This is a genomic window from Nonomuraea sp. NPDC049649 (genome assembly GCF_040675175.1).
Lineage (GTDB): Bacteria > Actinomycetota > Actinomycetes > Streptosporangiales > Streptosporangiaceae > Nonomuraea.
This window is the reverse complement of record NZ_JBFAOH010000033.1, coordinates 1-19,699: the sequence shown is the minus strand read 5'-3', so window position 1 is coordinate 19,699 and position 19,699 is coordinate 1. Positions and strand designations below refer to the sequence as shown.

Annotated in this window: 19 protein-coding genes; 8 read left to right on the top strand and 11 right to left on the bottom strand. The window is 68.3% G+C overall.

The window, feature by feature from the left end; genetic code table 11:
• Positions 1-160: 160 nt before the first annotated feature.
• The 3 genes from AB0J42_RS29385 to AB0J42_RS29375 all read right to left on the bottom strand — a co-directional run bounded on the left by AB0J42_RS29385 (position 161) and on the right by AB0J42_RS29375 (position 1,971).
• Positions 161-976, bottom strand: coding sequence for a hypothetical protein (locus tag AB0J42_RS29385; protein WP_364300037.1), 816 nt, complete (start codon positions 974-976; stop codon positions 161-163).
• Positions 957-1,370, bottom strand: a complete 414-nt coding sequence (locus AB0J42_RS29380) for a hypothetical protein (RefSeq protein ID WP_364300035.1) — start codon at positions 1,368-1,370, stop codon at positions 957-959. The genes AB0J42_RS29385 and AB0J42_RS29380 overlap by 20 nt, the downstream gene beginning before the upstream one ends.
• 460 nt (positions 1,371-1,830) lie before the next feature.
• The gene (locus tag AB0J42_RS29375) at positions 1,831-1,971 is read right to left on the bottom strand and encodes a hypothetical protein (RefSeq protein WP_364300033.1); all 141 of its coding nucleotides are present in this window, start codon (positions 1,969-1,971) and stop codon (positions 1,831-1,833) included.
• A gap of 460 nt (positions 1,972-2,431) precedes the next feature.
• Between AB0J42_RS29375 and AB0J42_RS29370 the strand changes: the two genes are divergently transcribed.
• The 4 genes from AB0J42_RS29370 to AB0J42_RS29355 are packed head-to-tail and all read left to right on the top strand — an operon-like array spanning position 2,432 to position 6,414.
• Complete coding sequence (locus AB0J42_RS29370; protein ID WP_364300031.1) at positions 2,432-3,529, top strand: spermidine/putrescine ABC transporter substrate-binding protein; 1,098 nt, start codon at positions 2,432-2,434, stop codon at positions 3,527-3,529.
• A gap of 10 nt (positions 3,530-3,539) precedes the next feature.
• The gene (locus tag AB0J42_RS29365; RefSeq protein ID WP_364300029.1) at positions 3,540-4,688 is read left to right on the top strand and encodes an ABC transporter ATP-binding protein; all 1,149 of its coding nucleotides are present in this window, start codon (positions 3,540-3,542) and stop codon (positions 4,686-4,688) included.
• Complete coding sequence (locus tag AB0J42_RS29360; protein WP_364300027.1) at positions 4,685-5,557, top strand: ABC transporter permease; 873 nt, start codon at positions 4,685-4,687, stop codon at positions 5,555-5,557. The genes AB0J42_RS29365 and AB0J42_RS29360 overlap by 4 nt, the downstream gene beginning before the upstream one ends.
• Positions 5,554-6,414 (top strand): ABC transporter permease, encoded by an 861-nt coding sequence (locus AB0J42_RS29355; protein WP_364300025.1) that lies wholly within the window; start codon positions 5,554-5,556, stop codon positions 6,412-6,414. Before AB0J42_RS29360 ends, AB0J42_RS29355 begins: the two co-directional genes overlap by 4 nt.
• A gap of 5 nt (positions 6,415-6,419) precedes the next feature.
• Here the strand turns inward: AB0J42_RS29355 and AB0J42_RS29350 are convergent, their stop codons facing one another.
• The 4 genes from AB0J42_RS29350 to AB0J42_RS29335 form a co-directional block, all read right to left on the bottom strand.
• Complete coding sequence (locus tag AB0J42_RS29350; RefSeq protein WP_364300023.1) at positions 6,420-8,912, bottom strand: polysaccharide lyase family 8 super-sandwich domain-containing protein; 2,493 nt, start codon at positions 8,910-8,912, stop codon at positions 6,420-6,422.
• Positions 8,913-8,989: 77 nt separating this feature from the next.
• Positions 8,990-10,672 carry a SulP family inorganic anion transporter gene (locus tag AB0J42_RS29345; RefSeq protein WP_364300021.1) on the bottom strand — a complete coding sequence of 561 codons (1,683 nt, stop codon included), beginning with the start codon at positions 10,670-10,672 and terminating at the stop codon, positions 8,990-8,992.
• Positions 10,672-12,996, bottom strand: a complete 2,325-nt coding sequence (locus AB0J42_RS29340; protein ID WP_364300019.1) for a sulfatase-like hydrolase/transferase — start codon at positions 12,994-12,996, stop codon at positions 10,672-10,674. Before AB0J42_RS29340 ends, AB0J42_RS29345 begins: the two co-directional genes overlap by 1 nt.
• Before the next feature lie 17 nt (positions 12,997-13,013).
• Positions 13,014-13,664 carry a GAP family protein gene (locus tag AB0J42_RS29335; RefSeq protein ID WP_364300017.1) on the bottom strand — a complete coding sequence of 217 codons (651 nt, stop codon included), beginning with the start codon at positions 13,662-13,664 and terminating at the stop codon, positions 13,014-13,016.
• A gap of 226 nt (positions 13,665-13,890) precedes the next feature.
• Between AB0J42_RS29335 and AB0J42_RS29330 the strand changes: the two genes are divergently transcribed.
• From AB0J42_RS29330 to AB0J42_RS29320, 3 genes are read left to right on the top strand one after another with little or no spacing between them, the layout of a single operon-like run.
• The gene (locus AB0J42_RS29330) at positions 13,891-14,769 is read left to right on the top strand and encodes an LLM class flavin-dependent oxidoreductase (protein ID WP_364300015.1); all 879 of its coding nucleotides are present in this window, start codon (positions 13,891-13,893) and stop codon (positions 14,767-14,769) included.
• Between the two features lie 53 nt (positions 14,770-14,822).
• Positions 14,823-16,085, top strand: a complete 1,263-nt coding sequence (locus tag AB0J42_RS29325; RefSeq protein ID WP_364300013.1) for a cytochrome P450 — start codon at positions 14,823-14,825, stop codon at positions 16,083-16,085.
• A complete protein-coding gene (locus tag AB0J42_RS29320) occupies positions 16,082-16,684 on the top strand; it encodes a TetR/AcrR family transcriptional regulator (RefSeq protein WP_364300011.1) in 603 nt (200 codons plus the stop codon). The genes AB0J42_RS29325 and AB0J42_RS29320 overlap by 4 nt, the downstream gene beginning before the upstream one ends.
• Here AB0J42_RS29320 and AB0J42_RS29315 read toward each other — a convergent pair.
• Positions 16,633-17,547 carry a LysR family transcriptional regulator gene (locus AB0J42_RS29315; RefSeq protein ID WP_364300009.1) on the bottom strand — a complete coding sequence of 305 codons (915 nt, stop codon included), beginning with the start codon at positions 17,545-17,547 and terminating at the stop codon, positions 16,633-16,635. The genes AB0J42_RS29320 and AB0J42_RS29315 overlap by 52 nt on opposite strands.
• A 71-nt stretch (positions 17,548-17,618) precedes the next feature.
• Between AB0J42_RS29315 and AB0J42_RS29310 the strand changes: the two genes are divergently transcribed.
• Positions 17,619-17,981, top strand: a complete 363-nt coding sequence (locus AB0J42_RS29310) for an SgcJ/EcaC family oxidoreductase (protein WP_364300007.1) — start codon at positions 17,619-17,621, stop codon at positions 17,979-17,981.
• 1 nt (position 17,982) lies between these two features.
• Here AB0J42_RS29310 and AB0J42_RS29305 read toward each other — a convergent pair whose 3' ends face one another.
• From AB0J42_RS29305 to AB0J42_RS29295, 3 genes are all read right to left on the bottom strand, one after another.
• Complete coding sequence (locus tag AB0J42_RS29305; RefSeq protein ID WP_364300005.1) at positions 17,983-18,393, bottom strand: cupin domain-containing protein; 411 nt, start codon at positions 18,391-18,393, stop codon at positions 17,983-17,985.
• Between the two features lie 5 nt (positions 18,394-18,398).
• Positions 18,399-18,860, bottom strand: coding sequence for an NAD-dependent epimerase/dehydratase family protein (locus tag AB0J42_RS29300; protein WP_364300003.1), 462 nt, complete (start codon positions 18,858-18,860; stop codon positions 18,399-18,401).
• A 322-nt stretch (positions 18,861-19,182) separates the two neighbouring features.
• Entirely contained in the window at positions 19,183-19,482 is a 300-nt protein-coding gene (locus tag AB0J42_RS29295) for a nucleoside triphosphate pyrophosphohydrolase (protein WP_364300001.1), read from the bottom strand.
• Positions 19,483-19,699 lie beyond the last annotated feature (217 nt).

Here is a 19,699-nt window from a genome sequence, read left to right as displayed (position 1 = left end):
TACTACCGCCGATGTTACTAACATTGATGATAGTAACTCTCCAGTTACATGCCATGAACACAGCAGGCAGAGACGTCCCCGAGGCGCGCCAGACTTCGGCAGCGGGCCTGGACCTGCCCACCACTCCGGCACGAGGACGATCACATCCCTGCCGGCACCCTCAGACAGCGATTCGCACATAGGCGCGATCGTCATAACTCCGACTGCCGGGCTGCACTCCCTTCGTTGCACGCAGCGGCCCGATACAGAGCGGGTCCTCCTTCAAGAGCTCCGACAATCTGGCCTCACTCTCGGCCAGGCTCGGAAGTACCACCGGATACCCATCACTGGCCAGCACGATCTCGTCCACATATCCGGGCACGGAATGGATATCTATATAGTCATCCGGAATGGGCCGGCCGTCGAGCGCCCCGTACCCCCACTCGTCACTTCTCAGCTCATTGCGAAAGACTCCCTGCAGCTGAAGAAGCGGGAGGATCACCTCTCGGCCCGGATCACTGCGCATCAAGTCAAATACTTCGGCGCCTGCCGCAATATTTGCAGATATCACGGCAGCCCGCACACCTTCGGCAAAATAATCCACCATCTTCCGCCGCCTGACCCCACCCGGCTTCACGCCTGAGTGCCAGAAAGCAACATCCCCCAACTGCCAGATCTCGCGCCTCAAGCTCGAATACACGGCCAGCACCGCAGACGGGCGCTCCTGCAAAGGAAGATCATCAGGAAGCTCGTGATCGACAGCGTCAGTAAGCGCAGAGAAGGCTTGGCGAGCGGAGACGTCGGGCGCCAGATCAGCCAGCACACTCTTGCATATCTCCATCACAAGACGGCCCCCCGTGCGCCCCGAGTACTGCTTACCGCTCTTGTCCGTGGCCCCATCTATAACGGCGGCAAAAGATTCCGACAGAAAGATTCCGTCTTCACAGTCATCCTCATGCGTAGATTTGCCGACAATGCTACTTTCGATGACCTTCATTCCGAGATCCTTTGATCTTGATCTGCTTGGTCCTGACCACCCGCGGAGCGATGACGTGCCCGTCCGGAAGCACATCCGACTCCACCAGAACGCAGATGTTCTTCGAAGTACGAAGCTTCCCTCCGTTCTCCGCCAGCCAGCGTGCCGCGGCCACCACACCATGCGTGTGGCAACCTCCCACCAGAACAATGCGCCTGGATCTATTCAATGGATTGTCTACCCGCACCACGAATCCATAATCGCGCACCACGCATCCACGCCGAATCTCCCCCTCGTACACATCCGTTCCCCACACTATCGTTTCCCCCTTCACCGTCAGCGGCAACGCCTCCCCCAGTAACCGCATAAAGAGCTTGCTGACTTCATTGGTTTTCGGCCCGCCGAACACCAGCACGTTTTTCTCCAGGTCACTGCCGGGAACCTGAGAAGAGAGCCGAACTTGTTGCAGATCGATATTCGGTAAGCTCGCGTGAGTATAGGCACGAGTATTAACATGGCGCGAACCTGCCCTATCCCCGTCGTGGGTCGCTCGTACTTGCCGGTATGCACAAGCGCAGAGGATGCCACGATCATGATCAGGTCACGAGCGTCCGAGAAGCGCCAGAGGCGTCGCGCCGGCAACCTCTTGACCACCAGCCATCGAGCGGCTGCGGCCAAGGCTGCAATAGCGGCCCCGATAGCCGCGGAAAGAGCGGACTCGGCGCTGAGATCCAGCACGTCCTGCAGCACATCGAGCGCAGCCATGTACTGAACGCTGTGCTCGCACTTTCACATATGTGATGGCCTATCGGTCGTCAGCTCAGAAGAGGTCAGCGCGGGGTGGCAGCCAAGCTGCGGGCGCAGGCGTGAAGGGTTCAGCATCCCGCCGAGGACGCCCGGAGTCGCGGCCCGAGCAGCACCACACTCACCCGGTCCCGCATCATCGGGCAATCGACATCAGAGACGGAGTAGTCGACGTCCCATCGCACGGAACAGGCGGCGACGATGATGGTCATGTCGTCAGGCAGGTTGGACGGCCTATCCGCCGTCTCTCCGAGCCTTCCTGGATCCCCTCGCCGCGGTTCCGTGCGCGCGGCCGTACAGATCATCGCACCCCGCGGGCGGCACTCACGGCACCAAGATCATCACCTCGACGCCGGAGAGCGCGGGGTCTCCGGGCCCGTGCACGGATCGGTGAAGACCCTTGACTTTTGTATCCGTGAGCCTCCAGCCTATCCGGAACGATATCCGTCTAAGTAGATCCATATATCGAAGGAATCCATCGTTTGCGAGGATCCTGCCACTGTCGCGGTCGCGGCGGTTGGCACGGTCCTCGGCCGGTGCGGTTCGGGACGCGGAGGAAACCCCATGGTGCATCACATGGGAACCACAGGCGGAACGCCGGGGGTAGTAGCCCCCCGGCGCGCTTTTCGGCGGCGGGATTTCCTGAGAGGTGTCGGCCTGGCGGGGCTGGGCGTGGCGGGAGCCGGGCTGCTGGCCGCGTGCGGTGCTGATCCGGCGGCGTCCGGAGCGGGTGGCGCCCCCGCCGACGGTAACGGGAGCCTGGTCTGGGCGAACTGGCCGCTCTCGATCGACACCGACGAAAGCGGCCGGATCCCGAGCCTGGAGCAGTTCACGGAGCAGACCGGTATCAAGGCCAGCTACGTCGCGGAGATCAACAGCAACGACGAGTGGTTCGCCAAGGTGCGGCCGCTGCTGGAGAGCGGTCAGGGGCTCGCGGCGAGCGTGGTGAGCCCGACCGACTGGCTGGCGCAGCGCATGATCGAGCTGGGCTGGACGCAGAAGCTCGACAGGGGCAAGCTCACGAACGCCGGCAACCTGCTGCCCGCGTTCGCGGATCCCGCCTTCGACCCGGGCCGCGACCACACGATGGCCTGGCAGGGCTGGATCTGCGGGATCGCCGTGAACACGGAGGTCACCGGCCGGGACATCAAGTCGGTCGACGAGCTGCTCACCGACCCGGATCTGAAGGGCAAGGCGGCGCTGCTCAGCGAGCTGCGGGAGACCGTCGGCCTGCTGCTGCTCTCGATGGGCGCCGACCCGGGCAAGTTCACCGACGACGAGTTCAACGGGGCGCTGGAGAAGATCGACAAGGCGCTGGCGTCGGGGCAGTTGCGCAAGTTCACCGGTAACGACTACGCACCGGACCTCGCCAAGGGCAACCTGGCGGCGTGTTTCGCCTGGGCGGGCGATGTCGTCCAGCTGAGCAAGGACAACCCGAAGATCAAGTTCTTCATCCCGGAGTCGGGGGCCATCCTCATCGAGGACGTCATGATGATCCCGAACCACGCCCGGGACCCGGAGGGCGCGCACAAGCTGATCGACTACTACTACGACCCCACGGTGGCGGCGCAGGCGGCGGCGTACATCAACGCGTTCTGCCCGGTCAGCGGCGCGCAGGAGGCCATGACCAAGGTCGAGCCGGAGCTGGCCGAGAACGAGCTGATCTTCCCGGACGCCGAGATGATGGCCAGGATGCACCGGTTCATGCCGCTCAGCGCCGACCAGAACCAGACGTACCAGGACGCGTTCAACCGCACGACCGGGCTGTAGTGGAGCTTTGATGACCATGGACACCCCGACTGGAGCGCTCCAGATCGTCGAGGTCACCAAACGGTTCGGCAAGACGACGGCGGTCGACGACCTGTCGCTGACCATTCCGGAAGGCTCGTTCTTCGCCATCCTGGGCCCGTCCGGCTGCGGGAAGTCGACGACGTTGCGGATGGTGGCGGGGCTGGAGCGCCCCACCTCCGGGCGCATCTTCCTCGGCGAGCGCGACATCACGGACCTGCGCCCGCACCATCGGCCGCTGAACACCGTGTTCCAGAACTACGCGCTCTTCCCCCACCTGAACGTCTTCGAGAACGTCGCGTTCGGCCTGCGGGAGCGGCGGCAGAAGGACATCGCGGCCAAGGTCGAGACGATCCTGGAGCTGGTGCAGCTGCCCGGCTACGGCGACCGCAAGCCCGCCCAGTTGTCGGGCGGGCAGCAGCAGCGGGTCGCGCTCGCCCGCGCCATCGTGAACGAGCCGCAGGTGCTGCTGCTCGACGAGCCGCTCGGCGCGCTCGACCTGAGGTTGCGGCGGCAGATGCAGATCGAGCTGAAGCGCATCCAGACCGAGGTGGGCCTCACGTTCGTGCTCGTGACGCACGACCAGGAGGAGGCGCTGACGCTGGCGGACACGATCGCGGTCATGCACGACGGCCGGCTGGAGCAACTGGGCAGTCCGGTCGAGCTGTACGAGAACCCGCGGACGGCGTTCGTCGCGAACTTCCTCGGCACCTCCAACCTCCTGTCCGGCGAGGTGGGCGAGCGCCGTGACGACGCTCTGGTGGCGGACGTCGCGGGCCATCGGATCGTGGTCCCCGCCGACCGCAACCACGCGCCGCCGTCCGGCCGGATCTACGTGGGTGTACGTCCGGAGAAGCTGCACATCACGACCGAGGAGTCACAGGTCCCGGCCGATCACAACGCCATCCAAGGCCAGGTCGTCGACGCGAGCTTCACCGGCATCGGCACCCAGTACCAGGTGCGCCTGCCGTGGGGCCAGGAGGTGATGGCCTTCGCCCAGAACCTCTCGGCCGGCATCCGGCTGGCCGCCGGCGAGCAGGTGACGCTGCACTGGGACGTCGCCCACACCTTCGCGCTCGACGGCGCGGAGGAGGCGCCGCTCGCGCCGACGGCCAAGGACACCGTCGGAGCCAGGCCATGACCACGGTCACCGAGCCGGCCCGCCGGCGACGGATCCGCGTCCCCACCCCGTACCTGCTCCTGCTGCCCGGCCTCGCCTGGCTGGCCTTCTTCCTCCTGGTGCCGCTGGTCACGCTGGTGTCGATGTCGCTGCAGAGCGGGTCGTTCGCCACCGGCTACCGGCTCACGTTCGCGTTCGGCAACTATCCGGAAGCGCTGTCGGCCTACGTGGTGTGGTTCGGGCGGTCGTTCCTCTACGCCGGGATCGCCACGATCGCCGCCCTGCTGATCGGGTACCCGCTGGCCTACGCGATGGCCTTCAAGGTCGGGCGTTTCAAGTACGTGCTCCTGACCCTGGTCATCGCGCCGTTCTTCACCAGCTTCCTGGTGCGGACCCTGGCCTGGACGACGATCCTGAGCGACACGGGCGCGATCGTCGGCCTGTTCCGCGGCATCGGCATCCTGGGCGCGCAGGACCGCCTGCTGGCGACGCCCTTCGCCGTGATCTGCGGCCTGACCTACAACTTCCTGCCGTTCATGACGCTGCCGCTCTACGCCAGCCTGGAGAAGCTGGACCGGCGCCTGATCGAGGCCGCGGGCGACCTGTACGCGTCGAGCTTCCGGACGTTCCGCAAGGTGACGTTCCCGCTCTCGCTGCCCGGTGTCGTGGCCGGCACGTTGCTGACCTTCATCCCGGCCGCCGGCGACTTCATCAACGCGGAACTGCTCGGCAGCCCGCAGACGTACATGATCGGCAACGTCATCCAGAGCCAGTTCCTCCGTGCCCTGGACTATCCGACGGCGGCGGCGCTGTCGGTCACCCTCATCTCGGTGATCGTCGTGTTCGTGGCCGTGTACGTGCGGCGGGCCGGCACCGAGGAGCTCGTGTGAAGCCGGAAAGGATGGAGATGACGACCGCCCAGACGGTGGCGCGCCGGGCGCGGCGGGGGCCGTTCCGTCGTGTCCTCGACTTCGTCGCGCGGCATGTCGTGCTCGTCGCGGCCATGGCGACCGTGGCGTACCTGCTGCTCCCCATCGCGGTCGTCGTCATGCTGTCGTTCAACCGCCCGGCGGGCCGCTACAACTACACGTGGAACGAGTTCACCTGGCACAACTGGACTCACCTGTGCGGCGTCGAGGGCATGTGCTCGGCGCTCACCCGGAGCCTGCAGATCGCGGGGCTCACCACGGTCGGGGCGACGATTCTCGGCAGCCTCATCGCCTTCGCCCTGGCCCGGCACCGGTTCCGGGGCCGGAGCGCGACGAACCTCCTGGTGATCCTGCCTCTGACGACTCCGGAGGTCGTCCTGGGCGCGTCGCTGCTCACGCTGTTCGTGAACATGAAGATGCCGCTCGGCTTCTGGACGATCCTGATCGCCCACATCACGTTCTGCCTGAGCTTCGTCGTCATCACGGTGAATGCCCGGCTGGCCGGTTTCGACGGGCGCCTGGAAGAGGCGGCGATGGACCTGTACGCGAGCCGCTGGCGGACCTTCCGCCGGGTGACGCTGCCGCTGGCCATGCCCGGGATCGTCGCCGCCGCGCTGCTGGCGTTCGCGCTGTCGTTCGACGACTTCATCGTGACGAACTTCAACTCCGGCAGCACGGTGACGTTCCCCATGTACGTGTGGGGCTCCGCGCGTCGCGGCGTGCCGGCCCAGGTCAACGTCATCGGGACGCTGATGTTCGTCACGACGATCGTCGTCGTGCTCGTCGCCCAGGTGGTGGCGAGCCGCCGCAAGAGCTGACCGCGTCAGCGCAGGGTGGCGGTGAAGCCGCGGCCGTAGGCGTGGCGGGTGTTCGCCTCGATCAGCATCCCTCCGGGCACCCGCCGCGCCTTCACCCCCTCGTCCGCGGACGAGACCCGGAGCCGCGGCCCGTGCAGCACCACGCTCACCCGGTCCCGCTTCATCGTCGGGTCCGACAGGGCCACCTCCGTGCGTTCGCCGGACCGTACGAGGACCGAGGCCGGGCCGTCGATGAGCAGCCGCTCGGCGTGCCGCGGCCCGCCCGTGAAGACGTTCGCCGCCACGATGCCCAGCTTCCGGTGCTTGATCGCCTGGATGTGCCGGTTGTTGGCCAGCACCGTCAGCGGCCCCCGCGCGTAGCCGCGCAGCCTGGCCTCGGTCGCGTGCGGCACCAGCGCGTAGGCGAGCTCGGCCTCCCGGCCGGCGGGATGCCGGACGGCGGCCGTGAACACGTTCTTGGTCACCTGCGTGTCGGGATTGTTGGTACGGACGACGCGACGACTTCGGGTCACCGTCTCCAGCCCCGCGTCCACAGGCTGCCGGGTCAGCAGCACATAGCCGACAGCGCTCCCCCGGGTGCCGTTCACGTAGCGCAGCCAGCGCGGCGGCGCGGATGTGCCAGACTCCCAGGCCCCGCCGCCCCAGCGCTCCCCCGTCACCGAAACCGCGTCCCCGGGAGCGGCGATCCGGCTGTCCAGGGTGGTCACCGCGTCGCGCCCGCCCTGCCCGGAGACCCCGGCGGCCAGCACCACGATCTCGTCGTCGAGCATGAACCACGACTTGCAGGCCCGCGCATTGCGATATGTCACGAAATCGTCCGGCAGCAGCCCCTCCTGGGCCGCCGCGTAGGCGACGTCGTCGGACTGCACGTACCCGGACACCCCGTACGCCCCCAGCGTCACCCCACCCGAGAACGCGTTCTCCCCGCGCGGAAAGTACACGTACGTGTTCTGCGACTCCGATGAGGAGGTGAAGTTGAGCGGATGCCCCGGATTCTCGTACCAGAACCGCCCGTACAGCTCCGGCACCGTCCGCCGCTCCTCCACCGGCACCGTGACCCCCGCCAGCCGGTACGGAGAGACGGCGGTGAAGTAGTCGATCCCGTAAACGTCCCGCTGGTCCTCCCCCGCCAGATACAGGTAGTAAGCCCCATCCCCCTGGAACCAGGGCATGAGGTTCTCCCCGTTCATGTACTCGTACTTGCTGATCCGCTCCGAGCTCCGCGCCAGCGCGAACGCGTACCCGGGCCGCCGATGCACGGCACGGTCCATCGCGTTGAAGGCCACCGACCGAGCAGGCGGATTCAGATCAGCCGCAGAGATCCCCTCATCAGCCCGGATAGCCGCATACCGCGCGATGCTGACCGGCGACACGAACGCCGAGGTGCTGGCCTCCGGCAGATGCTTCACGTACTTCTTCAGCGCGAGCGCACTCTCGCCACCCACGTAATCGACCAGATCCGCGATGGCCTCGACGATCACCCCGACGTCCGCGTACCCGGTGCCAGTCCGCGACACCGCCCGCCCCTTGACGATCTCCATCATCCAGCCCTCGAAGATCAGCGGCGCGAACCCGTCGGTGATCCACCGGTACACCACCTCCCCAAGCCCCGCCCCGGTGGTGGCGCCGTCGAGCATCTTGAGGGTCTGCACGACGCGGGTGAGCAGGATCCGCCCGTACGAGCCGGTGTAGGCGACGGAGTGGTGCTGGATGAACGAGCCGTCCGCGTAGTAGCCATCCGTGACGCCGTGTTCGAGGTGGTACGGGTCGATGGTGGCGAAGACGGTGGCCTGGTCGGAGATGGCCTTGGCGACCCGGGCGTCGTCGGCGGTGAGCGCGCCCTGGAGGATGCGGTTGGCGGTGATGTCGGCGAGGTTGGCGCCGGTGTGGAAGCGGGAGTCGAGGTCGACGTCGCCGTCTCTGCCGTTGCGGAGGTAGGCGTCCATCGTGGTGATGTACGTGGAGGTCAGGTCGGGGCGTTCGGCGCGTAAGCGGTCGGCGAGCAGGACCAGGGTGCGGCAGGCGTGGGTGGGGATGCCGATCTCCCAGGTGTGCCAGTTGCCGTAGTAGCCGGCGGCCTGGTCGCCGAAGTGGCGTTCGTGCAGCCAGTGCAGGCCCTCGACGACCCGGCGCTGCGTCTCCTCGTCGCCGTCGAGGTCGCCGCCGGGGGTCCGCGTGGCGAGCGCGATCTCGTACAGGAACTGATACGCCTGCCGGAGGGCGGCGTCGTCGGCGCCGAGCGTGAGCCCCGCGAACAGCTCGCCGGCACCGGCCCGGTCCATCGCGGTGAGGCGCTGCCTGGCGGTGGTCAGGATGGCGGCGAGTTTGGGCGCGACCTCGGGGCGGGTGTTGGAGTCGGGGGTGCCGGCGAGCATGGCCACGGTGTTGGCGAGCAGCCGGGCGTGGTCGGCTCCGGAGGTGGTGGCGGCGCGGCCGGGCGAGGCGGCGGCGAGCAGTCCGGCGGCGGGGAGGAGGGTGAGGACCTGGCGGCGTGACATGTGCGGCACGGGGGGCTCCAGGCGTTGGAGGTGATGCCGCGTTTACGATACATGATCTTCTTCTGTCAGCCCAGGAGTCAGGCTCCCGTCCGCTCCCGGAACGCCTGGACGCCGGTCCTGACCGTGGGGAAGAAGTTCTCCGGTTTCAGCAGCTCGGTGGTGCCGGTGTTCTCGAAGATGCGCCGGACGGGGGCTTTGACCCTGGCCATGGCGAGCGTCACGCCGTCCTCGGCCAGCTCCCGTTGCAGGGTCCGCAGGGTCTCGACGGCCGTGACGTCCACGTAGTTCATCGCCTCGGCGTCGATCATCAGCCATTTCACCTCGTCCTCGGCCTCGGCGAGCAGCGCCCTGATCCGGCGGGCCAGGTGGGGGGCGTTGGCGAAGTAGAGCGGCGCGTCGAACCGGTAGACGATCAGCCCGGGCACCGGGCGCAGGCCCGGCCGTTCGGAGAGGTCGTGGAAGCCGTCGATGTCGTCGGAGGCGCCGAGGATCGCGTCGTGCGGCCGTACCGTCCAGTAGACGAAGATCCCCAGGGAGAGCAGCACGGCGACGAGCAGCCCGCCCATGACGTCGAGGATCAGGACGGCCACGAACGCGACCACGGCCAGGCCCATCTCGACGTTGTGCACCTGCCGATAGAGGACGAGCGGCCTGATCTTGACCAGCCCGATCGTGGAGAGAATGATCACGACGCCGAGCGCCGCGTTGGGCAGCGGCCCGATCAGCGGCGTGGCGAACGCCGCGACCAGCAGCGACACGATCGACACGATGATCCCGACCAGCGGGGTGTGGCCGCGGCTGGCGTCGTTGAGCGCGGTCTTGGAGCCGCTGCCGCCGATCGGGATGCCCTGGAACAGGCCGGCGGCGAGATTGCCGGCGCCCAGCCCGAGGAGTTCCCGGTCGGCGTTGATCTCGTAGCGGCGCTTCTCGGCGTAGGTGCGGGCGATCGCCATCGAGTCGCCGTAGGCGATCAGCGCCAGGCCGAGCGCGGGCACGGTGAGGTCGAAGACGTCGTCGAGGGTGACGTCGGACGCCTGCGGCAGGGGGAAGCCGCCGGGCACTTCGCCCACCACCGCGATGCCGAGCCGGGAGAACCCGAACAGGGCGGAGGCTCCGCCCGCGAGCACGACCACGGCGAGCATGCCGGGGAACTTGGGCACCAGCTTCTTCAGCACCAGGACCATCCCGATCAGCACGGCGCTGAGCAGCACCGTCCACCAGTTGATCTCGGGGATCGCGAGCACCGTCTCCAGCACCCGCGGCAGGAAGTTGCGGGCCTCGACCGAGATGCCGAGCAGCTTGTCCGTCTGCCCGGCGATGATGAGCACCGCGACCCCGTTGATGTAGCCGAGCAGGACGGGGCCGGACAGGAACTCCGCCATGAACCCCAGCTTGAGCAGGGCGGACACGATGAGCGTCAGCCCGACCAGCGCGGCCAGCACCGCGGCCACCGCCGCCACCCGGGCCGGGTCGTCCGATCCCGCCACGCCTGCCACGCTGGTCGCGGTCACCGCGGAGACCGCGCCGACCGGGCCCACGATCAGTTGGCGGGACGACCCGAACAACGCGTAACCCAGCAGCGGGATGGAGGCCGCGTAGAGCCCCGCGATCGGGCTGACCCCGGCGAGCTCCCCCATGCCGAGCCCCGACGGGACGGCCACCGCCGCCACCGTCACCCCGGCGGTGAGGTCCCCGGGCAGGCACGACCTCCGGTATCCCCGCAGGTCGGCCAGGCCGGGCGCGAAGTCCCACGCCTTCATCAGTCACGGGCCATGACGGCCTCGGCGTCCGCCTTGGAGTCGACCTCCTGAGCCGGCGGCACCCGGACGCTCACCTGGGCGATCGTGCCGCCCGTGAAGGGGTTCGGCGCCGCGTACTCGCTGGTCACCGCGTCGCCGGTGTCGCGGCCGATCACCAGCCCCTCGCCGCCCACCGAGAACTTGCCCGGCTGGGTCACCATCGGCCCGGACGCCACGTCCGTGTCGTCCACGGTCAGGGTCAGCGTCCCGTTGGCGACGTAGCGCGGCTCCTCGTGCGACTTCTCGAACCGCGCGACCGCGACGTGCCGCCCCGGCCCGAGCGGCGTGTCCGAGCTGAACCGCTGCTCCTCGATGCCGAGGAAGTTGTAGACGTAGTGCACCCGGCGGTTCTTGATATAGAGGGCGTGGCCGCCGAAACGCGACCCGTGCGCGAAGATCACACCCTCGGGGTCGTCGCCGGTCTCGAACTCGGCCGTGATCGTGAAGGACCGGTTGCGGACGTCGACCGCTGCGTCCTCCGGGATCTCCGAGGTGCCCGGATAGAAGACGTACCGCTCACGCTTGGGCGCCACCCCCGGCCGGTCCATGTGCATGATCTCTATCGGGCGGCGGTCGTCCAGCGGCAGGACGTTGTTCCGCCCGGCCTCCAGATACCAGAGCGCGATCAGCTCGCGCAGCTTCTCCGGGTGCTCCCGGCTCAGGTCGCGGGTCTCGGACCGGTCGGTCCGCACGTCGTAGAGCTCCCACTCGTCGTTGACGAAGTCGCCCCGGTCGATGCCGGTGCCGTGCCGCGCCACGGCCTTCCATCCGTTGTGGTAGATCGACCGGGTGCCCAGCATGGAGTAGTACTGCGTCTTCCGGGCGGACTCGGCCTTGGCGGAGGCGAAGCTGTAGCGCATGCTCACCCCCTGCAGCGGCGTCTGCGGATACCCCTTCAGCACCCGTGGCGGCGTGATGCCGAGACAGTCGTAGATCGTCGGCGCGATGTCGATCACGTGGTGGTACTGGTCGCGGACCTGCCCCGCCACCTGACGCATCTCCCGCCGCCACGCGATGATCGCCGGGTCGGCCGTCCCGCCGTTGGTGGAGAAGCGCTTGAAGAGCTTGTACGGGGTGTTGAACGCCCACGCCCACCCGGTGGGGTACTGGTTGTAACCCTCCGGAGTCCCGATCTTGTCGATCTTGGCCAGGTTCTCCTCGGGGTCCTCCGGATAGCCGTTGAACCCCTTGTTCTCGTTGACCGAGCCGAACGGGGTGCCCTCGCCGCTCGCCCCGTTGTCGGACATCACCACGATGATCGTGTTGTCGAGCTGCCCGGACTCCTCCAGATAGTCGAGGAGCCGCCCGAGTTCGTAGTCGGTGTACGAGCAGAACCCGGCGAAAGCCTCGGCCATCCGCGCGGCCACCCGCTTCTGCCCGTCGTCCAGCGAGTCCCAGGGCGCCACCTCCTCGCGCTCGGTGACGACGTCCGGGCTCGGCCAGGGATTCATCGGCGACAGCTCGGTCTCCGGCGGGACGATGCCGAGCCGCTTCTGGTTATCCAGCACGATCTCGCGGTAGCGGTCGTAACCCATGTCGAACGTGCCGCGATATTTGTCGATCCACTCCTGCGGCGCCTGATGCGGAGCGTGGGTCGCACCCAGGGCGAGATAGGCGAACCACGGCTTGTCCGGCGCGACCTGCTTCCCGTCGCGGATGAACTCGATCGTACGATCCACGAGATCGCGGCTGAGATGGTAGCCCTCGTCCGGCCCGTACGGCGGGTCGATGAAGTGGCTGTCATAGGTGAGGTGCGGGAAGAACTGGTTCGTCTCCCCCGGGAGGAACCCGTAATAACGCTCGAACCCCCGCGACAGCGGCCACGTCCGGCGCGACGACGCCATGCTCAGCTCCGCCATCGGCGTCAGATGCCACTTGCCCACGCAGTAGGTGTTGTAGCCATTCTCCACCAGGACCTCGGAGAGCATCCCGTTCTCCGGCGGGATCACCGAGTTGGCCCCCGGGAAACCGGCGGCGAAGTCCATCACGCTGGCCACACCGTTCAGATGATGGTTACGCCCCGTCAGCAGCGACGCCCGGGTCGGCGAGCACATCGCCGGCGTGTGCCACTGCGAGTAACGCAGCCCCATCTCCGCGATCCGGGTCAGGTTCGGCGTCTCGACCAGCCCGCCGAAGGTGTCCCAGGTCGCGATCCCCGTGTCGTCCCAGAGCACGAAGAGCACGTTGGGCGCACCCGGCCGCGCCTGCGGAGGCAGGTAGGGCGACCAGTCCTGCTGCGAGTCTCGGACGTCCAGGTTGACGATCCCGCGGAACTGCTCCGGCATGGTGTTTCCTTTCCGCATCAGGGCCCCCGGATGGCCTCTAGGGAGTTGGTGATGATGAGCGTGCCGAGCACCAGGAACAGCGGGATCGTGATCGCCGGCCCGTTCTCGGCCAGCCACTCCTTCAGCCGCCCCAGCGCCGCCGACCCGGCACTGGTGAACCGGAGCACGGCCACCAGCACCATCCCCAGCGACCCGACCGCCGCGAAGACCGCACAGGCGACGATCGTCCCCGTGAACCCCAGCCTCGCCTCGGCCACGACCACCCCCGCCGCCGCCGACAGCGGCAGACTCTTCGGGTTCGCGATCGTCGCCAGCGTCAGCCCGGCCAGGCCCGCCTGGTACGACTTGAGATCGTCCACTGCCTCCATCCACGGAGGCAGCTCCTTCCGATCCCGGTTCAGATACTCCTTACGGGCCAGCCAGAACAGCACCAGCCCCAGGATCACGTTCAGCCAGTGCACGAAGATCGGCGTCCCCCCGGCCCCAATCCCCACCAGGCTGAGCACCAACGTCAGAATCAGCACGCCCACGAACCACCCGACGGCGTACGCGGGCGCCTTCACGGCCCCCCGCCGCGAACCGGCGATCAGAATGGCCCCGATGTTCGGCACCGGCGAGACGAGCACCCCCACCGCGATCGGCAAGAGTTCGCCCAGAATCTCTAGCACCGGCCGCACTCGCCCCATCCCGCACGCGTCCCCATGCGTCTCGATGTCCCCCGCGGGCAGGTGACGCATAGCAAGCGGCCGGTAACTCTATGCCAAGGATCTACGGCTCTGCCATAAGCACAGTTCTTAAGAGTCGTCGGCGTAGTCCAGGATGACGGCGGCTGCGTGCAGGGTGATCTGGTTGCCGGTTGACATCAAGTGAGCTTGACGTTGCACCGTACGGAGCATGAGCAACTTCGAGATCGGCGTCATCCTGCCCGGCGTCGGGGCGGGCATCGACCTGCGGGAGGCGGCAAGGCACGCGGAGGACGCCGGGCTGGACGGCGTGTGGCACGGGGATCATCTCGGGGCGCCGACGCTGGACGTCACGGTCGCGCTGGCCACCGCCGCGGCGGCGACGTCGCGGGTCAGGGTCGGCACGAGCGTCTTCATCCCGGCGATCCGGCCGCTCGCCTGGGCCGCCAAGCAGGTGGCGACGCTCCAGTACGTGTCGGGCGGGCGGCTGGTGCTGGGGGTCGGCTCGGGCGGCGGGCCGGGGCAGTGGGCGGCGGCCGGGGTGCCGTATGGCGAGCGCGGGTCTCGTACGGATACCGCGCTGGAGCTGTTTCCCCGGCTGCTGGCGGGTGAGCGGGCCGAGGTCGAGGGCTCCCCGGTGGAGGTGGCGCCGGCGGTGCCGATGCCGCCGGTGTGGGTGGGGAACGCGTCGACGGCGGCGATCCGGCGGGCGGCGCGGCTGGGGGACGGCTGGTTCCCGTCGCTGATCTCGCCCGGGCAGCTGGCGGAGGGCACGAAGCGGCTGACTGAACTGGCGGCGGAGCACGGCAGGCCCGCTCCGGTCGTCGCGATCGGGGCGACCGGAGCGCTGGGCACGGGGGTTCCTTCGCGGGCGGAGATCGCGTCGGGCATCGCCGGCACCTATGGCCGTTCCGTCGAGGAGGTCATGGACATCCCGCTGACCGGCCACCCGCAGGAGGCCGCCGAGAAGCTGGCCGCCTACCGGGAGGCGGGGGCGCGGCACGCGGTCGTCGGGATCTCGGGCGGCGACTGGCCGAAGCAGGTCGAGCTGCTGGCGAAGGTCCGCGCGATCTTGCATGAAACGCATTGATGCACGTCGTGTAAGTTTGAGCCGTACGTGTACCACGACGGACGGGAAAGCCGATGACGACCGAGGACGCGCCGCAGTCCAGCCCCACGGCGATGCGCCAGATCATCCCCATCGACCTGCTGGAGCGCGACCAGTGCCCGTTCGATCCGCCCTCCGGCCTGCGGGCGAGGCGCGGGCAGGGGGCGGTGCAGCCGCTGCCGCTGAACAACGGGGCGACGGCGTGGCTGGTGACCGGCTTCGAGGAGGCGCGCACCGTACTAGCGGACCCGCGGTTCAGCGCCGACAAGATGCGCCACCGCGACGCCACCTCGCTGCAGCCGCACGAGGTGGACGCGCCGGCCGCGCCCGAGCCGCCGAAGGAGCGCGAGGACGGGTTCTTCGTCTTCATGGACCCGCCCGAGCACACCCGCCTGCGCCGCCTGCTGACCGGCCAATTCACCGTGCGGCGGATGAAGGCGCTGGAGTCGCGGGTGACCGAGATCGCCGTCGAGCACATCGAGGCGATGAAGGCGGCGGGCGATGAGGCCGACCTGGTGCCGGCGTTCGCGCTGCCGCTGCCGTCGCTGGTCATCTGCGAGCTGCTCGGCGTCGACTACGCCGACCGGTGCGACTTCCAGAAGCACACCGCCGTCTCCCTCGACAGCAGCGCCGACCCGGAGGAGCGGGCGCTGGCGAGCGCCGAGCTGTACGGGTTCATGCAGCGCCTGGTCGCCCAGAAGCGCGCGAACCCGGCCGACGACCTGCTGTCCGGGCTCATCCACGACGCCGACCCGCCGCTCACCGACACCCAGCTCGTCGACGTCGCGCTCGTCCTGCTCGGCGCGGGCCACGAGACGACCGCCAACCAGCTCAGCCTGAGCATGTTCGCGCTGCTGGAGAACCCCGACCAGCTCGCCGCGCTCCGCGACGACCCCGCCCTGATCGACGGCGCGGTCGAGGAATTGCTCCGCCACCTCAGCATCATCCAGCTCGGCGTCAACCGGGTCACCACCGCGCCCGTCACGCTGGGCGGCGTCGACATCCCCGCCGGCGCCACCGTGATCGTCGCCACCCCCGAGGTCAACCGCGACCCCCGCCAGTGGCCCGACCCCGACCGGCTCGACGTGCGCCGCCCCCGCAGCCCCCACCTGGCGTTCGGCCACGGCGTCCACCAGTGCCTGGGCCAGCAGCTCGCCCGCATCGAGCTGCAGATCGGCCTCCGCGAGCTGATCACCCGCCTCCCGGGCCTGCGCCTGACCGTCCCCGCCGAGAAGATCCCGGTACGGAACGAGATGCTGATCTTCGGCGTCCACTCCCTGCCGGTCACCTGGACATGACCCCTCCGGGACGGCGCGAACGCAAGAAGCAGGCCACCCGGGCCGCCCTGCGCGAGGCCGCGCTCCGCCTGGCGATCCGCGACGGCGTCGAGAACGTCACCGTAGAACGGATCGCCGGCGAGGCCGACGTCGCACTGCGGACCTTCTTCAACTACTTCTCCAGCAAGGAGGAGGCGGTGGTGGCCACCGTCTCGTCGGCCGCGGAGGCGCTCATCGCCGAGTTCCGCGCGCGACCTCGTACGGAATCCGTTCTGACGGCCTTCCGCGAGGCGGTGCTGGTCATCCTGAACGAGAGCGACGACGCCAACCGCGACTACCTGGCGGTGGTCCGGCTGATCCATCGGACGCCGTCGCTCGTACCGCAGCAGCTCGCCATGCTCGCCGCGCAGGAGAAGGCGCTCGCGTCGGCGATCGCCGAACGCGTCTCCGTCCCCGAGGACTCCGCCTATGCGATGGTGTGCGCGGCGGCCGTCCACGCGGCGCTGCGGATCGTGGTCAACCAGTGGCTGGAGCCGGGGCGGGAGCCGTCCACGGAGACGCTGCGGCGTCAGGTCGACCTGGTGATCGCCGAACTCGCCGCGGGGCTGGACCGTCCGTAGAAGGCTTTCCGGCAGTGCGCCAGCGCTTCCCGTACGGCTGGATTGCGGGTGTTCTTCCAGGCCAGGGCGAGCGTGGCGTGCTGGTCGGCGTCGTCGATGACGCGGGCGGTGAGGCGGTCGCGGTAGTGCTCGGCCATCGACTCGCTGAGGATGCCGACGCCGAGCCCGCGGGCGGCCAGGTCGGCGATAGCGTCCGCGGCGCTGGCCTGGAAGGCGATCACCGGGTGGCGGTCCCGTGCGGCGCAGGCCCGGTCGAACACCTGGCGCAGGCCGGTGCCGTGGGGCATGCACACGATCGGGTGCTTGGTCAGTGCCTCTAGGGTGATTTTTTTGTGGTCGGCGAGCGGATGGCCGGGCGGGACCGCGGCGACCAGGCGTTCGCTGATGATCGTCATGGTGTTCTCGAGGCCGTCGTGGTCGCCGCCGATGAGGGCCAGGTCGATGGTGCCGTCTCGGACGTTCTCGGCGAGCCGGTCGGAGGTGTCCTCCAGGAGTGAGATCTCCACGTTCGGGTGGGCCTGGTGGAAGGTGGCCAGGGCGTCGAAGAGCGGGGTGACGGTGCAGCCGATGACCATGCCTACGGTGAGGCTGCCGCTTATGAGGCCGGTCACCTCGTCGGCCGCCCGTCTGACGGCCGCGGCGGCGGCTAGCGTGGCGCGGGCGTGTTCCAGTGCGGCCTTGCCGGCAACGGTGAGGGTGACCGTGCGGGATCCGCGGTCGAACAGGTCGGCGCCTAGCTCGCGTTCTAGCTGGCGGATCTGGGCGCTGACGCCGGACTGGCTGATGTGGACGCGCTCGGCGGCGCGGGTGAAGTTCTGTTCCTCGGCTACGGCTACGAAGTACTCCAGCTGACGGAGTTCCATAACTGGGGATTCTAGTTGTGATGATGACTAGCTGTTGGACTTATGGTCGCCGGGGTGGGGATGCTGGGGGTATGAGCGAATACGAGAAGGCCATGCGGCCTGAGGACATCACACGGCTGTTCGTCGAGCGGTCCAACGCGGGGGACGCGGCTGGGGTTGCTGCTCTGTACGAGGAGGACGCTGTTCTGGCCTACCCGCCGGGGAGTCAGACGGTGGGGCGGGAGGCCATTCGTGAGCTGTGGGAGAAGGTGCTGGCTGGGCGGCCGCACTTCACGCCTGAGGAGCCGTTGCCTACGTTGATCTGTGGAGATATCGCGCTTACGTCTACGCCGCCCAAGGATCAGGCGGGGGCGCGGGCGCAGGTGGTGCGGCGGCAGCCGGACGGGAGCTGGCTGCGGATCATCGACCAGCCCGAATTCGTACCGCCTGCCTAGCTCAGGACGGGCGTGGGGCGCGGCGGTCCTGGCGCTGGGCCAGCTCTTCGTCGTCCACCAGGGCGAGCATCGGCTTGCCGGGCTCGCACAGCATGGTGACGGTGAAGCGGAGCGGGATGTCGTCGCGGTGGTTGCCGTCCTGGTAGTGGATGACGTCGCCGCCCGGCTCCCAGAACACCTCACCGGCCCGTACCACGCGCTCGGGCTCGCCCTCCAGCTCGAACAGCATCTCGCCTTCCAGCACGTAGCCGAAGGCCGGGCCGGAGTGACGGTGCGGCGGGGTGCCGGGGTCGCCGGGCGGGAACTCGACCCGGATGGTCATCACGTGCGCCCCCTCCGGGATGAAGGGCGGCTCGACCTCCTGCAACGTGGTGAGCGCGGTCTTCCAGGCGGCCTGTTGGGTCTCGGACATGGGACCTACCTCCAGTCTCGGTAGCGGATCGCACCGAGGGCGGCGCCGTCATCCGGCACCAGCGACCGCTCGCGCAGCTCGGTGCCGAAGTAGTCAGCGTGCGGGTCGGTGACCACCTCGCGCGAATCACCCCAGGAGGCCAGCACCTCACGGAAGAACTCGTCCATCTGGAACTGCTCGGGCCCGGCCACCTCGACCCGCCCGTTCAACGGCTCCCCCACCGCGGCGAGCAGGTTACGGCCGGAGGTCTCGAAGAACTCCCGCGCGGCGGACCCCTCAAGGGTGGGCGGGTTCGACACGTCGACCACCACGGACGCACCCTCCAGCGCTTCGGCCAGGCCTTCGCCGGTGACGGCGTTCACCCCGGTGCGCGGCGACGCCGCCACCGCCTCGTGACCCTGCTCACGGAGATTGGCCACGAGCTTCGAACCGATCAGACCGGTCCCACCGATTACCACGATCTTCATTGCGGACCTCTCCGGCTCTCCGAGGCGCTCTGCCGTCGGTCGCCTGGCCTGAGGTGCTTCGGACCTCGCCTTCAGCCTCCCTCGTGCTGTCTTTGCTGCCACGTACCGGGCGGCAAACTTTCAGCAACCGTCGGCGGCTTGGTGGGGTCGTCGGGCCGCTTGCGTCAGCGAGCGCGGCCGGTCACGATCTGCAGCCACAGTTCCTCGGCCGCGCAGGCGGAGGTCCAGGTGCTTTTCATGATGTCCGCGGAGCCGTTGGCGGGGAGGCACCCGCACGGCTATGGGTGGAATCAAAGGCTGGCACGCGAGCACCAGCAGGGAGTCAGGCCAGGTAGAGACGGTCCTGGAAGCCGCCGCGTTCACGGCGCTTGAGCTCTGCCACCTTCTCGATCGTCTCCCAGTCATGACCGTGAACAGCTGCCAAGGCCCGTAGCACCTCGTACACGTCGGCGATCTCCCCTGGCACCTCGTCACCAGATGCTTCTCTGAGTTCAGCCGCCTCCTCGAAGAGCTTCGCCATCAGCGCCGCGCGGTACCCCTCGTCATCGAGCACCGTCACCACCGGCTCCCTGCCGCTCTGTCGGATGATCTCGGGAATCTTGTCCCGTACCAGCTTGCCCATGCCTACCTTCGCCCCGTTCGATCCTGCGAAGGACCTGAGCTTACTCGGCACCAGTGACATCCTCTTGATCGCGAAATACCCTGAACCGGCCTATATCGCTATCAAGACGGGTAAGCACGGATGGTCGCGTCCTCGGAGCGGTGTAAAAAGCTCGACGAGGTAGGTGCCGTGAGTGGATCTTAGGCGGCCTCGGTGACGGGTGCCAAGGCCGGATCAT

Excerpts from the sequence above, each read along its gene's own strand:
- AB0J42_RS29365 (WP_364300029.1), top strand. The coding sequence starts at position 3,540 with ATGACCATGGACACCCCGACTGGAGCGCTCCAGATCGTCGAGGTCACC.
- AB0J42_RS29310 (WP_364300007.1), top strand. The coding sequence starts at position 17,619 with ATGAGCGAATACGAGAAGGCCATGCGGCCTGAGGACATCACACGGCTG.
- AB0J42_RS29360 (WP_364300027.1), top strand. The coding sequence starts at position 4,685 with ATGACCACGGTCACCGAGCCGGCCCGCCGGCGACGGATCCGCGTCCCC.
- AB0J42_RS29375 (WP_364300033.1), bottom strand. The coding sequence starts at position 1,971 with ATGACCATCATCGTCGCCGCCTGTTCCGTGCGATGGGACGTCGACTAC.
- AB0J42_RS29340 (WP_364300019.1), bottom strand. The coding sequence starts at position 12,996 with ATGCCGGAGCAGTTCCGCGGGATCGTCAACCTGGACGTCCGAGACTCG.
- AB0J42_RS29320 (WP_364300011.1), top strand. The coding sequence starts at position 16,082 with ATGACCCCTCCGGGACGGCGCGAACGCAAGAAGCAGGCCACCCGGGCC.
- AB0J42_RS29345 (WP_364300021.1), bottom strand. The coding sequence starts at position 10,672 with ATGAAGGCGTGGGACTTCGCGCCCGGCCTGGCCGACCTGCGGGGATAC.
- AB0J42_RS29300 (WP_364300003.1), bottom strand. The coding sequence starts at position 18,860 with ATGAAGATCGTGGTAATCGGTGGGACCGGTCTGATCGGTTCGAAGCTC.
- AB0J42_RS29305 (WP_364300005.1), bottom strand. The coding sequence starts at position 18,393 with ATGTCCGAGACCCAACAGGCCGCCTGGAAGACCGCGCTCACCACGTTG.
- AB0J42_RS29325 (WP_364300013.1), top strand. The coding sequence starts at position 14,823 with ATGACGACCGAGGACGCGCCGCAGTCCAGCCCCACGGCGATGCGCCAG.
- AB0J42_RS29295 (WP_364300001.1), bottom strand. The coding sequence starts at position 19,482 with ATGGGCAAGCTGGTACGGGACAAGATTCCCGAGATCATCCGACAGAGC.
- AB0J42_RS29350 (WP_364300023.1), bottom strand. The coding sequence starts at position 8,912 with ATGTCACGCCGCCAGGTCCTCACCCTCCTCCCCGCCGCCGGACTGCTC.
- AB0J42_RS29315 (WP_364300009.1), bottom strand. The coding sequence starts at position 17,547 with ATGGAACTCCGTCAGCTGGAGTACTTCGTAGCCGTAGCCGAGGAACAG.
- AB0J42_RS29330 (WP_364300015.1), top strand. The coding sequence starts at position 13,891 with ATGAGCAACTTCGAGATCGGCGTCATCCTGCCCGGCGTCGGGGCGGGC.
- AB0J42_RS29385 (WP_364300037.1), bottom strand. The coding sequence starts at position 976 with ATGAAGGTCATCGAAAGTAGCATTGTCGGCAAATCTACGCATGAGGAT.